Raw genomic sequence first — 13,695 nt, 5'->3', positions numbered from 1 at the left:
GTTGCTTTCTTCAGCCCCGAAAGGGGCGGCAGATAATAGCCAGGGGCGTGAACCCATGGTTATCGTCATTAGAAAGTCATTAGCCCCAACGGGGCGACAGAAGGGTTTCTCAGGTTATGGTTCTGTCGCCCATTCAGGGCGAGGAGCATCGAGAGCTTGGTCGATTAAGACAAGATCGGCAGTTCGGGCGGCTTGGGACTTCGCATGCTTTGACCTGGGCGGCGAGGTGTGGTGGCTTCGGCGTATTCCCAGATTTGCTCTGGGGTTTCGAAGTACTTCTCGTAGCACCAGTCGTCGTCGTATTCGCACGCGTCAGTCGTATAGTCGCGACAGATCTGGGGGCGGGTCTCGTAAATACCGCAGCGATGATCGTCTTGAAGATGCTTACAGGTGGTATGCACCAGCAGATACCAAACATCTTCGTCCAGAAAGACCGAGGCCCGATCGTGCAGGAGGTACCAGCGGATGAACTCGAAATCGGCAAACTCGGTAGGTGTGTCGATCGGCAAAGCGAAGTACTTGCAGCACTTGGCGGTGCAGTGTTCGCACAGGTTCTCATCCGGCCCAAGATCTTCTCGGCGAACCTTTTTCTGGATCATTTTGGCCATCCTCGGCGAGTTGGTGACATTGGTAAGATGTAGGACTTCTTCGGACAAGGTAGCAAACCGGTGCTACAATGCCTAGTTCGGGTCGATATTCGAACCAGGTTCAAACGTTGTTTTCAGACTCCATAGGTAGTTGGCGATGCTCGTTGTGATCACCGCAGTCGGACCCGATAACGTGGGATTGGCCGATCCGATTATTCACTATGTGACGGGTTTAGGGGCGAACATTGCCGAAATCCAGATGTACGACCATGACGAAGAAGCCGTCTTCGCCATGTTCCTGCGTGTGCACATCGATGCCGACCTGTACAACTCGCTGAGAACGGCATTAACCGAGATCGGTCGCCTGAAGAAGCTTTCGATCCGGGTCTGGTCGGCCGATGTCCGCCGCGATTGCCCCCGAATTGCGATCTGCACCACCTACCGCGCGGAGCCAGCCCAGGCTGTGCTCGAAGCGATTGCGGCGGGGGATATCAACGCGATCCCAGCGGTCATGATCGGTAATCGCGATAACTGCAAGGGATTGGCCGAAAGCCACGGCGTCGATTGGCAGAACATCGGCGGCGAGAAAGGAGAGGCCAACGACGAGCAGATGATCGAAATCCTCGACCAGTACGATGTCGATTACGTCCTGTTGGCTCGATACATGCGCGTGTTACCGGCGACCAGCTGTTGGAAATATGCCGGCGGACGGATCATCAACCTGCATCACGGACTTTTGCCGAGCTTTCCGGGGATTCGTCCGTATCACGACGCCAACGAAGTTCGCATGCTGACGTTCGGGGCGACATGCCACTTCATCGTTCCTGAACTGGATGCCGGCAATCAGATCATTCACCAGGAAACGTTCTCAGTCGAACCTGGTACCAAAATCGAAGAGATTCTGCGGATAGGCCAGGAAGTCAACGAGCCTACCTGCCTGGTCGAAGGTCTGCGACGCGTGGTTGCCGGAGAAGTCGAACTGCATTTCCACCGGGTTGTTCCCCGCAAAACGCACGATTAGTCGGACGCATCGCGCGGACGCCAGGTGTCGATTGTAGTGATTGCCCTGGGGGTGCCGATACCAAGGGATGTTGCGGGAAGTCTCTACGGTGATATTCCAATTGCGCTTCTTGCGGTGTTCTTTTAGTGACCTAAGTTTCCGGTGTCTCAGGTAACTTGGAATCAATAAGCGTTTTTTTTAGCGTCCAGTTTTCAGACGCGAAACGACTGTTGATCGGAGTATGGTGGGCAGACCATGCACAATCGACTTCTCGTGATCGAAAGCACCGACGTGCTCCGCAGCAAACTGCGCGAAGTACTCAGTGAACATCACGAGGTACACATTCTGGAAAGCGGAGAGAATGTCCGCCAGGTAATCGAAGAGGTACAGCCCGCGCTGATCCTACTCGATTATCATCTGCGCGATGACTGCGCCGTGGAGATCTGCCGAGCGATTCGTCGCGAGTTCGCCGATCGACAAATTCAGCTGCTTGTATTGGGGCAAGACCTGAATGAATCGCAGCGATTGGAAATGTTTGCCGTCGGTGCCGATAATGTCCTCGAAAAATCAATCGGCCGGCTGGAGTTAACGGCCAAGATCGACGTGCTGATGCGACTGCACAGCGCTTTAATGCGAGCCACCACGGCCGAACGCAAGCTGGAAGGTTATTCTCGCGAGTTAGAGCGGATCGTCGAAAACCGCTCGATGGCAATTCAATCCACACAAGACATCGCCGTGTTCGCGCTGGCCAAGTTGGCGGACTCGCGGGATACGGAAACAGGCGAACATCTCGTACGCATGCGTGCCTATTCGCAAATGATTGCCGAGCAATTGCGAATCAGCGGTCCTTACCAGGACGCCATCGACGAGTTGTTTTTGCAAGATCTCTTTCGTTCCAGCCCCTTGCACGACATCGGCAAGGTTGGCATTTCCGATGCCATTCTGCTGAAACCGGGCAAGCTGACGCCTGAAGAATTCAACGCGATGAAGCAGCACGTCCGCATCGGTGCCGAGACACTGCAGGAAGCAGCCAAGAGCAGCCCGAGCGGCTCGTTCTTTCACATGGCCGCCGAGATCGCTCGCTATCATCACGAACGATGGGACGGATGTGGTTATCTGGAAGGATTGAAGGGAACCGAGATACCGCTGGCAGCACGGATCGTGAGCGTTGCCGACGTGTTCGATGCCCTGTCGAGCAAGCGTGTCTACAAAGATGCTATCCGCGCGGAACAGGCCAAGGCGATGATCTGCGAGGGAAGCGGCACACAGTTTGATCCGGACATCGTCACGGCTTTCGTGGAAACTTTCGACAAGATCGAAGCCTTCTCGGCAGAACAACATAGTGTCGTGCGTTTCCTACATGCCGGATCGGGACAAACGGCCAACTACCACTGGGGCAAGCACCAGGCAGCCACAGAGCTAAGTGGCGAGAATGCCGTAGTGATTAACGATGGTTCTCATCCCATCGGACTGATTATCAAGTGGCTGCAAAGTGTCGGGATGAACGTCCGCATCTGTGGCGAATACGCTTCGGCCAAGCACCTGATTCGTGAAGTATGCCCGATGGTGGTGATCAGCGACTGGGGGCAGAATCGGGCGGCCGCCGAGATGTTCTGCCGGTGGATCCGCGAAGAGCGTTTGCCGCGCTATGTCTACACGATGGTGTTGGCCGACCAGGGTTTGTTGAGCGATCCCACGCTGGCCTACCGGCTGGGGATCGACGACGTGTTTTCCCACACCATCAGCCGGGAAGAATTGCTCTCGCGTATCAACTCGGCAAGTCGCGTGATCGAGCTGGAAAACCATCTCCGCACAGTGGAGCGCAACGACCCATTGACCGGCCTGGCGACGTTGCGCTACCTGAACGACCAATTGAAACGGGAGTGGGTTCGGGCTCGTAACTATCACTTGCCGATCTCTTGCGTGGTGATTGACGTCGATGATTTCAGCGACATTAATCGCGACTATGGTGTCGAAGCTGGCGATAGGGTTCTGCAGCAACTTGCTCAAACGATCGCCGCTCACGGACGTCAAATCGATTACCTATGCCGACTAGACAGCGACCGCCTGCTTTTGGTGTTGCCTGAATGTGCGGAGGTAAATGCCTATCGCATAGCCATGCGGATCGAAATGCTGGTCGACAAGATTGTGGTCGAGGTCAATGGCAAGCAGGTTCGCTGCTCGGTGAGCATGGGAGTAGCTCAGCGAAACAACGACGTGCCTAACCTGGAAGCATTGATCGACAACGCGGAAATCGCACTGAAGGTTGCCAAGAGCTCGGGCAAGCGTCATGTCGTTTGCTTAGGTAACTGCCAGGACACTGCCGGCATGATGGCGGCCGATGATCAGGTTCGAGAACGTCTGGAGCACCTGGCTGCTTCCGAGATCATGACTTCTCCTATCCTGACAATTAAGCAGTCTGATAAGATTGCCGCGGCCACGCAACTGCTCATCAAGGAAGGGTTCAACTCGGCCCCCGTCGTCGATGAAAAGGGGTACCTGGTTGGCATTATTTCTGAGAAAGATCTGATGCAGGCGTTCCGTCGACCGGAGGCCGGCAGCACGCTCGTCTCAGGCGTGATGCATAGCGAAGTCGTCAGCTTTGATGAATCCGATCCCGCGATTCATGTCTACGAATACCTGAGCCAGGCCGCGATGCGGCGGGTGATTATCGTTAAAGATGGACGCCCCGTAGGTGTGATCAGTCGCGGAAACTGCCTGCGGTGGGTGCATCAACTTGATGTCGAGATGGGACTGGGCGACCCTACAAAACTGGCCGATGTCCTCGACTCGGGAATTATGGAAACGGCTACCCTGAGCCAGATTCGAGACATTATCAAAGGCATGGATCAGGCCCCCACAGCTGGCTCGATCGATCGCCTGAGTTTCTAACCGGCAGCGTGTTGCTATTCAGCGCTGGCCCTCCTTGTTACGATACGTGATGTGTAATTCATTCATTTCGTCGCGTGTCCTAGGGGATTTCCGTGGTTTCGCAGGAAGTTTTCGACCAGTTCCGTCAGCAAATCCAAGATTCCGGCAGTTTGGCGGCGATCGAGAATATGATCGAGTATTTCCGCCAAGAGAAGCAGCATGTGCAGCTGTTCGAGATGTACAAGCTGCGTGCCCGTGCGAGGCTCGGCCTGCCGCTGCTATTTCCTGGTGTCTCGGAAGATCTCTCCGAGGAGCAACGAACGCAACTGGAAGATGCCCTGGTCGAAGCTTGCGACGAAGTCGGCCGGTTGTTGCTAGATGCCGGACAAATTCGCGAAGGCTGGTACTATCTTCGCCCTGTCGGAGACAAAGCCCCGGTGATTGAAGCCTTGAAAGAGGCTGAGGTCGACGAGGACAACATCGAAGACTTGATTGAAGTCGCGCTGTACGAAGGGGTGGCACCAGAGATCGGCTTTCGTTGGATGCTGGAACATTACGGCACGTGCAATTCGGTCACTACGTACGAACAGCAACTCGCTGGCATGCCTCCGGCCGCTCAGCAGCCCCTGGCCGCATTGCTTCTCGATCATGTTTACGACGAACTGATGGCGACCGTCGTGGCCGATATTTCGCACCAAGAGGGGACCGAGCCGCAAGAGAAATCGCTGAGCGAGATCATCGCCCCGCGCGACTGGTTGTTTGCTAACTCGGCCTATCACATCGACACCAGTCACCTTGCCGCGACCGTCCGCTTCGCGCGGGTGCTGCGCGACGAAGCCCACCTACGCAAAGCGTTGGAACTGGTCGATTACGGTGCGCATTTGGATCAGGCCTTCCAGTACGAGCAGACACCGCCGTTCACCGAGCTTTATCCCAGTCACAAGCTCTATTTTCAAACGCTACTGGGCGAGGATGCCGAGAGTGGCCTGGCTTACTTCCGCGAGAAGGCCGAAGCGTCTGATATCCGTCGCGAAGGTTCGCTCGCTATCGAGACCTACATCGAGCTTCTCTCGCGTCTGGGTCATCATAACGAGGCGTTGGAAGCGGCATTGCAGATGATCCCGCCTGGTATTCATACCATTGGGATTTCACCCAGCTTGATCGAGTTGAGCCAGAATGCCGGAAACTTCGAGCGACTGGCCGAACACTCAAAAGAACTAGGAGATCCGCTCGGTTACGCAACGGCTCTCCTGTTTGCCAAGCGAGCCGCCGGAGAAGGTTAAATCCCTTCCGGTACGCCTGTCCAGCCGGGCGGCAGTTGGCCGTCGCCGAAACGCTGTTCCTTCCACGGGTCACCGACGTTGTGGTACCCGCTTTGTTCCCAGTAGCCAGGCTGATCCGTCGCACTGAGCTCGATTGCTTTGATCCACTTGGCGCTCTTCCATGCGTAGAGCAACGGGACAATACCACGGACAGGCCCACCGTGATCGGCGTTGATCTCTCTTCCGTCGTGCATGTCAGCCAGCAAGGCATCTTCGCTTAAGAAGGACTCCAGCGGAAGATTAGTCGTCCAGCCGTTGTCGTAGCCATGGCAAATCACGAACCTGGCTTCCGGCTGAATGCCGGCCTGCTGCAGAAGATAACGCGTCGAAACTCCTTCCCATAGGTTCCCAAGTCGCGACCACTGGGTTACGCAGTGGAAATCGGAAAAGACTTTCACACGGGGTAATGCTTGGAACTCTTCCCAGTTGAATGTCAGCTCGCGCTCGACGAGCCCGAATACTTGCAGCGACCACGTTTCTTTGTTCACTTCCGGCACGATTGTCGCGTGAAGTACCGGCCACTTTTTCGTGCGTGTTTGCCCCGGCGGAATGCGATTTTCCCGATGCGTGTCACGGCTGATGATCACGTCTTCGGCCTCCGCATGATGGTGCGGGGCAGGGGGATGCTCTTTCTGGTACTTCTCGCGGTCGTGCTCGTTCATGTGTTCAATAGCGTTTCAGTGGACTTGAGGGCGTCGTCGAGCTGGCGATGTTGCACTTGCTGATGTAATTGTCGCAGCCCTTCGATTTGGCGATCCGTGAAGGGCAACGGCTCGTGTGCCTGGGGAACATGTGGAATCAGGTGAAAAACGATCGAGGTGATCAACTGCGGCACCCCTTGGCTGGTGACCGCGCTGGTGGCGATCATTTCACGGGAAGCCGGCACACGCACGTCATCGGCCAGGTCGATTTTGTTGACCACGTGCAAGGCCGACGGAAGCTCCTGTAGCGACTGATCGAGTTCGTCGGGCTTCAGGTCGGCGGCATCGTGCATCACGATCACCAGGTCGGCCGTTTTGAGCGCGGCTTTCGCTTTGGCGATACCTGCCTGCTCGATGGCATCGTCGGAAACACGAATACCGGCCGTGTCCGAGAACTGCACCGGCCAGCCGTCGAGGGCGGTCGTGGCGTGCAGCACATCGCGCGTGGTCCCTGGCATATCAAGCACGATCGCGCGGTCGTAGCCCACGATTTTATTGAGCAAACTACTTTTACCAACGTTGGGGGGGCCCGCGATGACAATCAGCCACGGTTGTGTCAGATGCTTGCCAAAGGGGGCCAGCGATAGCAGATGGGCGATCTTCTGCTCCGCAACTTCGAAGTTCGATTGCTTGAGAAGTTCACCGATCGTATCGATTTCGCGAGATAACGCCCCGTTGGCTTGATCGAGCAAATGCAGCGCGGCTTGGGAAGTGACTGCCCGCGGTAGTTCGATCTTGGCTTCGGCCACAATCGCATCGGATTGCTCGGAAAGGGTGCGGGCTTGCCACGACTGGACCTGACAGCCAGCCGAGGCGAGATGCTTAAGAATCCGCTGGCTGGCCTGAACGCCTCCGTGGCAATGGATTTCGACGAGATCATCGGCCAGCCTGGCAACGACCAGTTCTTCACCGAAGGACTCGCCTTCGGCCTGCCAATGCCCTACCAGGATGCGACCGATGTCGGCATCGTTCACCCTGGTCTTGCCGAGGCTTGTAAAAAAACGATCGGCCAACGCAACCGCTGCAGGCCCTTGCACCGAGATGGTCGCAATGGCACCTCGTGCGGGCGGTGTAAGAACCGCGGCTGCTGTTGGCGTGGCGATAGCTGGCATCCGATTTAAAGCCCGAGGAAGTTGCTGGCCTGACCAGCCACTTCCGTCAAGCAGCCAGGCTGGAAAGGACTCTTCAGGTCGGCGCTTTGAGCGAGCTCCTGGAATGGCAGGGTTCCCCCTCGGGCGCAAAGTGCCAGGTAATCTTCCATCGCTTGATCGAAGTTTTGCTGCGACCGTACCCAGAACTGCAAAGCACAGCATTGAGCCAGCGTGTAGTCGATGTAGTAGAACGGCGACATGTAGATGTGCCGCTGCTTCTGCCAACGTCCCCCTTCCGGCAAGTGCGGAAGATCGCCGAATTTCATGTGCGGGAGATAGATCCGTTCGAGTTCCCGCCACTTGGCATTTCGCTCGCTCGGTGTCATTTCGGGATTCTTATACACTTCGTGCTGGAAGTGATCGACCGAGACACCATACGGCAAAAAGAGAAGTCGTGACGCGAGATGGATCTTACGGAAGCGATCTGCCTCGTCACCGAAGAACTTCTCCATATGCGGCCAGCAGAGGAATTCGAGGCCCATCGAGTGGATCTCGCACGACTCCATGGTGGGCCACACGTTATCCAGCAGCGGCAGCGACATGCTCGCGTAGCACTGATAGGCATGACCGATTTCGTGGGTGAAGACCTCGACGTCGCCAAGCGTGCCGTTGAAGTTCGCGAAGATAAATGGCACCCGCTGCTGCAGCAGACTGGCACAAAAGCCACCGCCTGCTTTCCCAGGGCGGTTTTTCAGGTCCATCAGGTTCTTGTCTTGCATCAACTGAAAGAACTCACCCAGCCGCTTGTCCATTCCTTCGAACATGGCCTGAGCTTGTTCGATCTGATGTTCGTAGCTTCCTTGCGGGCGAGGATTTCCTTGCTGGTCGTGGATGGCTTCGTCCCAGTACATCAGCGGATCGAGCCCAAGCATTTCCCCCTGCCGTTTGCGAATTTCGGTGCAAAGGGGAACGATCTTGTCGATCACTTCCTGACGATACTGCTGGACGTCTTGCTCGTTGTAATCGATGCGCGACATCCGCTGGTATGCGAGTTGGACGAAGTTCTCATACTTCAGCTTCTTGGCCATCTGGTCACGAAGCTTGACCATCTTGTCATAAATCTGATCGAGCTCTTCGTGGTTTTCGGCGAACCATCCCCACATGGTCGAGAGGGCATCGTAGCGAACGCTGCGATCATTGTCTTCGGCGAATTCGATGATGCCGGAGAGGTTCGTTTCCTTGCCTTGAAAGGTGAACGCTGCGCTAGCCAGCAGCTCGTTGTACTTCGAGACCAGCTTCGCTTCTTCGACCAGGTCGTCTTCGATGACAGGATCGAACGAGTTCACCTGACATTGCCACAACGCGGTGGCCTGGGCTCCGAAGCGTTGGACAATCTTCTCTTTTCGGTCTTCAACGAGCAGCAGCTTCTTAATTTGAACGTCGAGATCGGTCAGCTTGGGATGGATCTCGTCGCGGCGATCCATGGCTGCTTTGTAGGCTGCGTTTTTGGTGTCTTGATTGAAACGGATCTCCGTCAAATTGCACCACGAATCGATTTCGCGGCGGACGTCATCCCAGCGCTGGAGCCATTGAAATAGTTCTTCTCCGCGCCCATCGTTGCCGTTGAGGTCTTCAATTCCCTTCGCGATCTCGGCATAGCGAGTCTTGAGTTCCGCGAGATTCGGCTCGGGAAGTTCGAGCTTGCTAAAGTCGTCCATTCCAATGGTCCTACAGCTGAATAAGTGAGGAAAATCTAGATTCTTTGGTAACGATGTGTGCGTTTGACTTTGCGGTCTCACTAAGACATTATGAAAAGCACACTCTTCGTTCCGCGCGCTTCTCTTGGTGACAATTTAAAGATCATACCTCATGGCCGATGAATTCTTCTACAAGTTCAATCCGGATGCGCCGGAAGTAGGTCCGATTGATTCAAAAACTTTGAAGCAGCTCGCCGGTAGTGGGGCGATTCAACCTGAAAGTCTCCTCCGCCGCGGCACCGGCGAGTGGATTACCGCTTCGACGGTGAAAGGTCTCTTCCCAAGTGGTAGTGCCAGTCCTCCTGAAGCGATCCCTGTCGCACCGCCGGCAGGCACTGTCCCGATCGCTACACCGGTAACCGCAGCGCCTGTTACATCGGCATCGCCACCGGAAGCCATCCCGGTGGCTCCACCGGCAGCAGATACAGGAGGGGGGTTAAGCTTCCCCGATCTGGCTCAGTCGAAACCGGCAGCGGACGTTCCGGCCGGGCTCGACTCGTTGGTGGTCGCTCCGAAGAAACCAGGGGGCAAGCCAGCCAAAAAAGGGAGCCACGCAACCGCGAAGAAAGCCGCGCCGGCACCGGCGACTCCGAAGATCGAAGTCCCCAAGGCGGAAGCACCAAAGGCCGAAGCACCAAAAATCGAGGTACCTAAAGCGGAACCCGTTGCGGTACCAATGGCCGCTGCGCCAGTAGTCGCTGCGCCGACTGCGGTAAAGCCGGTTGCTGAGGCCCCCAATCCTTATGCCGCCGATCCACCGGCTGGGCGAAGCAAAGCTCGTCGCAAAGGAAGTGGTGGACTTGGTTCGCTGTTTAACTTCGATGTGATGATCGCCCCGACCGTGATCAAGACCCTGTTCTTTTTGATCTCGGGGCTGATATTTCTGGTGTATCTCGCGATCACGGCACTTTCGTTGGTGTCCGCGATTCTTACGGGCGAACTACTCGCTATTGCGGGTGCGGCTGGTATCGCGATAGTGGGCTTCCTTGTGGTCCTGATCTATATCGTCATTCTTCGCGTCTCGGCCGAAGTATCGCTTGTTTTCTTCACCATCAACGACAACGTGCGTGACATGCGCGACATGATGGCCGAGCGACAAGGCACCATCGATTAGTCTGCCTGCCGCAAGCGAACCCTAGGCAATTGCCTATCTCTAGCCCGTTGGGCGGCCGATTTGCTTCGGTCTGCCGCCCTGCGGGGGTTCGGGTGGTTGACGATTTCCCACTCGCCAGCCTACAAAGGGGGCTGATTCTCTCTCCCGGACTGCGTTGTCGGTATACAGATTTAGATTGGTTCTGCCATGTCTCTCGACCCTGTTATTCAAAATGCCATTATCAGTGTCAGCAACAAGCAAGGTCTGACCGAATTTGCCCAAGGGTTGGTCGATGCGGGCATCACCATCTACAGCACCGGAGGAACCCGGCGTCACCTGGAGGAAGCCAACATCCCGGTCAAAGACGTCACCGAGTACACCCAGTTCCCCGAAATGATGGACGGTCGGCTGAAGACCCTTCATCCCAAGATCTTCGGCGGCATCTTGTGCCGACACGATCGCGAAGACGACATGACCGCCATCGGAGAGCACGGCATCTTCGCCATTCCGTTGGTCGTGGTGAACTTGTATCCCTTCGAGGAAACGATTGCCAAAGAAGGGGTGACTGATGCCCAGGCCATCGAACAGATCGATATCGGTGGGCCAAGCCTGGTGCGTGCCGCCGCTAAGAACCACGCTTTCAGCACGATTGCCTGTAAGCCATGCCAATACCCCGAAATTCTCGCCGAACTGAAAAATGGCGGGAAGACTTCGCTGGTCCTGCGTCGCAAGCTGGCGGCGGCTGCCTTCGCCCATACGGCTGCTTACGATGCCGCGATCGCCAACTACTTCGAGAAGGAAGAAGACAACCCCTTCCCGGAAACGCTACGTCAGACGTTCGAGCGCAAGGCTGTGCTGCGTTACGGCGAAAACCCGCATCAGCAAGGTGCCGTCTACGCGGTACCGAAGTTCAGCGGGGCTTCGCTGGTCGATGCCAAGCAGCTCAACGGCAAGGAGCTTTCGTACAACAACCTGCTCGATCTCGACAGCGCCCTGGCGATTGCCCGCGGTCTGCCGGACGTGGCGGTTTCGGTAATCAAGCACAACAACCCGTGTGGTGCGGCTTCCGCTTCTACGCTGGTCGAAGCTTGCGAAAAGGCGATGCTGGGGGATCCGCTCAGTGCGTTTGGTAGCGTGATTGGTATGAACCGGGAAGTCGATGCGGCCACGGCGGAATATCTTTCGACGCCAGGTTTGTTCGTCGAAGCGATCGCGGCCCCGAGCTTCTCGAAAGAAGCTGTCGAAATCCTGACCACCAAGCCCAAGTGGAAGGCCAACGTTCGCTTGATGGAAGTTGGTCCGCTGGAAGGGAAGCGACCCGAGTTCCAATCGCGTTGGATCGAAGGGGGACTGCTCGTGCAGAACACCGACTTCCAGCTCGATGATCCCAGCACCTGGCAGGTCGTCACCGAAACGCCAATGGACGAAGCGATGAAGCAGGAACTGCTGTTCGCCTGGGAGATCTGCCGCTTCGTTAAATCGAACGCAATCGTCCTGTGCAAGGACCGTTCGCTGGTGGGTGCCGGGGCAGGGCAGATGAGCCGCGTCGATTCGGTTCAGATCTCGATCGAGAAAGCCGCCGACCGGGCACCTGGTAGCGTGCTGGCCAGTGACGCGTTCTTCCCCTTCCCGGACTCGATTCACGAAGCGTCCAAAGCAGGCGTCAAGGCGTTTATTCAGCCAGGCGGTTCGAAGCGAGATCAGGAAGTGATCGATGCGTGCAACGAGCACAAGCTGCCGATGATCTTTACCGGTGTCCGTCACTTCCGACATTAATCTGCCGCAAGACAACAACATGGCTGAGCCGACTGTCCTCGATAAGATCGTTACCAAAAAGTGGGAAGAGATTGCCGCGGCAAAGTCGGTTCGTCCGCTGGTAGAAGTCGAAGCTCGCCTGGCCGACGCACCCGCGCCGCGGGACTTTTTGGGCGCGCTCTCGTCAGGGGGCGCGGTCAAGCTGATTGCCGAGGTGAAGAAGGCTAGCCCGTCCAAGGGACTGATTCGCCCCGATTTTCATCCGGTGCAGATCGCCCAGGACTATGAAGCAGCAGGCGCGGCGTGCATCAGCTGCCTGACCGACGAGTCGTTCTTTCAAGGGCATCTCGATTATCTGGTCGCCATTCGCCGTGAAGTCGGCTTGCCGATTTTGCGGAAAGATTTCGTACTCGACCCTTACCAGGTGATCGAAGCCAGAGCCGCTGGTGCCGATGCGGTGCTGCTGATTGCCGAGTGCCTGGATGACGATGCCCTGAAGTCGTTGCATGATCAGATCTGTGAACTGGGTATGACGCCGCTGGTCGAGCTTTACGACGAGTCGAATGTCTCGCGCGTGCTGGACATTGGTGCCCAATTGGTCGGGATCAATAACCGTGACTTGCGAACGTTCGAGGTCGATCTGAATCACACAATACGACTTGGCCGCCAGATACCTGACCACTGTGTGCTGGTGGGTGAGAGTGGAATCTTTACGCATGACGACATTCGCTTGCTGCAAGAGAACGATGTTGACGCGGTATTGGTTGGCGAAAGCCTGATGCGGCAGGACGATGTGCAAGCCGCTGTTCGCAAACTTTTGGATGGGGCGTAGCCGATAGTAGGGGTGGCTTCGCTGTTTCACCTATTCGAGGGCACCCTCAATGAGCTTTGCCCGAACCATTTGGGCCATCTTTCTGATACCGCTGCTGGTGCCCCAGCAAGCTTGGGGTGGTCCTCCGGGTGGCGTGCAAGCCGGAAGCAGTTTTCTAGAAGGCGTATTGCATCCGTGGTTCGGTATCGATCACCTGCTGGCAACGCTGGCGATTGGGCTGCTGGTGGTCCATGTCGATAAGGGCTCGATGATCGCGGTGCCACTTGTCTTCTTAAGCAGCTTGATGGCGGGAGCTGGACTGCATGGAAGCGGGATCTGGCTACCCTGGGGAGAACCCGTCGTCGCCGTGTCGGTCATTCTGCTAGGCGTGTCCTTGATCCCAGGATGGAAATACCGGGAGCTATTGCTAGCAGTTGTGGTCGCCCTGTTTGGAATTCTTCATGGCTATGTGCATGGCACCGATAAACTCTCTGGTTCGTTACCACTGGCATTTCAATTTGGTCTTCTGTTGGGAACTTCGTTGCTGTTAGGGGTGGGAATCTGGGTAGGGCACTGGATCGAACCGACCTCGCGGTTGTCGCGAAGTATGGGGGTCGTGATCGCTTTGGGAGGGGTGGCAGTTCTCATCCACAGCCTCATCGCTTAGTCGCTGCTAGCGTGCTAAGACTGCAGATGTGTCTTGCGTT

At 56.4% G+C, this 13,695-nt stretch carries 11 protein-coding genes; 7 read left to right on the top strand and 4 right to left on the bottom strand.

Annotated features, from left to right (window positions below; translation table 11 throughout):
- Positions 1-164: 164 nt before the first annotated feature.
- Positions 165-599, bottom strand: coding sequence for a YkgJ family cysteine cluster protein (locus tag C5Y96_RS07940; RefSeq protein WP_233198870.1), 435 nt, complete (start codon positions 597-599; stop codon positions 165-167).
- A gap of 145 nt (positions 600-744) precedes the next feature.
- On the opposite strand from C5Y96_RS07940, the gene C5Y96_RS07935 reads away from it, so the two are divergent.
- The 3 genes from C5Y96_RS07935 to C5Y96_RS07925 all read left to right on the top strand — a co-directional run bounded on the left by C5Y96_RS07935 (position 745) and on the right by C5Y96_RS07925 (position 5,741).
- Positions 745-1,608, top strand: a complete 864-nt coding sequence (locus tag C5Y96_RS07935) for a formyltransferase family protein (RefSeq protein ID WP_105351711.1) — start codon at positions 745-747, stop codon at positions 1,606-1,608.
- Between the two features lie 234 nt (positions 1,609-1,842).
- A complete protein-coding gene (locus tag C5Y96_RS07930) occupies positions 1,843-4,479 on the top strand; it encodes a diguanylate cyclase domain-containing protein (protein ID WP_105351708.1) in 2,637 nt (878 codons plus the stop codon).
- A gap of 92 nt (positions 4,480-4,571) precedes the next feature.
- Complete coding sequence (locus C5Y96_RS07925; RefSeq protein ID WP_105351705.1) at positions 4,572-5,741, top strand: hypothetical protein; 1,170 nt, start codon at positions 4,572-4,574, stop codon at positions 5,739-5,741.
- On the opposite strand, the gene C5Y96_RS07920 is transcribed toward C5Y96_RS07925, so the two are convergent.
- The 3 genes from C5Y96_RS07920 to C5Y96_RS07910 are packed head-to-tail and all read right to left on the bottom strand — an operon-like array spanning position 5,738 to position 9,290.
- Positions 5,738-6,442 carry a sulfite oxidase-like oxidoreductase gene (locus C5Y96_RS07920; protein ID WP_105351703.1) on the bottom strand — a complete coding sequence of 235 codons (705 nt, stop codon included), beginning with the start codon at positions 6,440-6,442 and terminating at the stop codon, positions 5,738-5,740. The two genes, C5Y96_RS07925 and C5Y96_RS07920, sit on opposite strands and share 4 nt — an antisense overlap.
- Entirely contained in the window at positions 6,439-7,593 is a 1,155-nt protein-coding gene (locus C5Y96_RS07915; protein ID WP_105351701.1) for a GTPase, read from the bottom strand. The genes C5Y96_RS07920 and C5Y96_RS07915 overlap by 4 nt, the downstream gene beginning before the upstream one ends.
- Positions 7,594-7,598: 5 nt before the next feature.
- The gene (locus tag C5Y96_RS07910; protein ID WP_105351698.1) at positions 7,599-9,290 is read right to left on the bottom strand and encodes a M3 family oligoendopeptidase; all 1,692 of its coding nucleotides are present in this window, start codon (positions 9,288-9,290) and stop codon (positions 7,599-7,601) included.
- A gap of 151 nt (positions 9,291-9,441) precedes the next feature.
- Between C5Y96_RS07910 and C5Y96_RS07905 the strand changes: the two genes are divergently transcribed.
- The 4 genes from C5Y96_RS07905 (at position 9,442) to C5Y96_RS07890 (ending at position 13,655) form a co-directional block, all read left to right on the top strand.
- Complete coding sequence (locus C5Y96_RS07905; protein WP_105351696.1) at positions 9,442-10,443, top strand: DUF4282 domain-containing protein; 1,002 nt, start codon at positions 9,442-9,444, stop codon at positions 10,441-10,443.
- Between the two features lie 186 nt (positions 10,444-10,629).
- Positions 10,630-12,198 carry a bifunctional phosphoribosylaminoimidazolecarboxamide formyltransferase/IMP cyclohydrolase gene (gene purH / locus C5Y96_RS07900; protein WP_105351693.1) on the top strand — a complete coding sequence of 523 codons (1,569 nt, stop codon included), beginning with the start codon at positions 10,630-10,632 and terminating at the stop codon, positions 12,196-12,198.
- Between the two features lie 19 nt (positions 12,199-12,217).
- Positions 12,218-13,009 (top strand): indole-3-glycerol phosphate synthase TrpC, encoded by a 792-nt coding sequence (gene trpC, locus C5Y96_RS07895; RefSeq protein WP_105351858.1) that lies wholly within the window; start codon positions 12,218-12,220, stop codon positions 13,007-13,009.
- A 49-nt stretch (positions 13,010-13,058) separates the two neighbouring features.
- Positions 13,059-13,655, top strand: a complete 597-nt coding sequence (locus tag C5Y96_RS07890; RefSeq protein WP_105351691.1) for a HupE/UreJ family protein — start codon at positions 13,059-13,061, stop codon at positions 13,653-13,655.
- Positions 13,656-13,695: the final 40 nt, after the last annotated feature.

The sequence above is a fragment of the Blastopirellula marina genome (assembly GCF_002967715.1).
GTDB lineage: Bacteria > Planctomycetota > Planctomycetia > Pirellulales > Pirellulaceae > Bremerella > Bremerella marina_B.
Note: the sequence above shows the minus strand (reverse complement) of the source record. Positions and strands in the feature narration are given on the sequence as shown.

Bases quoted from the DNA above. Each gene is read 5' to 3' on its own strand.
- C5Y96_RS07940 (WP_233198870.1), bottom strand. From the start codon at position 599: ATGATCCAGAAAAAGGTTCGCCGAGAAGATCTTGGGCCGGATGAGAAC.
- C5Y96_RS07935 (WP_105351711.1), top strand. From the start codon at position 745: ATGCTCGTTGTGATCACCGCAGTCGGACCCGATAACGTGGGATTGGCC.
- C5Y96_RS07930 (WP_105351708.1), top strand. From the start codon at position 1,843: ATGCACAATCGACTTCTCGTGATCGAAAGCACCGACGTGCTCCGCAGC.
- C5Y96_RS07920 (WP_105351703.1), bottom strand. From the start codon at position 6,442: ATGAACGAGCACGACCGCGAGAAGTACCAGAAAGAGCATCCCCCTGCC.
- C5Y96_RS07915 (WP_105351701.1), bottom strand. From the start codon at position 7,593: ATGCCAGCTATCGCCACGCCAACAGCAGCCGCGGTTCTTACACCGCCC.
- C5Y96_RS07910 (WP_105351698.1), bottom strand. From the start codon at position 9,290: ATGGACGACTTTAGCAAGCTCGAACTTCCCGAGCCGAATCTCGCGGAA.
- C5Y96_RS07905 (WP_105351696.1), top strand. From the start codon at position 9,442: ATGGCCGATGAATTCTTCTACAAGTTCAATCCGGATGCGCCGGAAGTA.
- purH (WP_105351693.1), top strand. From the start codon at position 10,630: ATGTCTCTCGACCCTGTTATTCAAAATGCCATTATCAGTGTCAGCAAC.
- trpC (WP_105351858.1), top strand. From the start codon at position 12,218: ATGGCTGAGCCGACTGTCCTCGATAAGATCGTTACCAAAAAGTGGGAA.
- C5Y96_RS07890 (WP_105351691.1), top strand. From the start codon at position 13,059: ATGAGCTTTGCCCGAACCATTTGGGCCATCTTTCTGATACCGCTGCTG.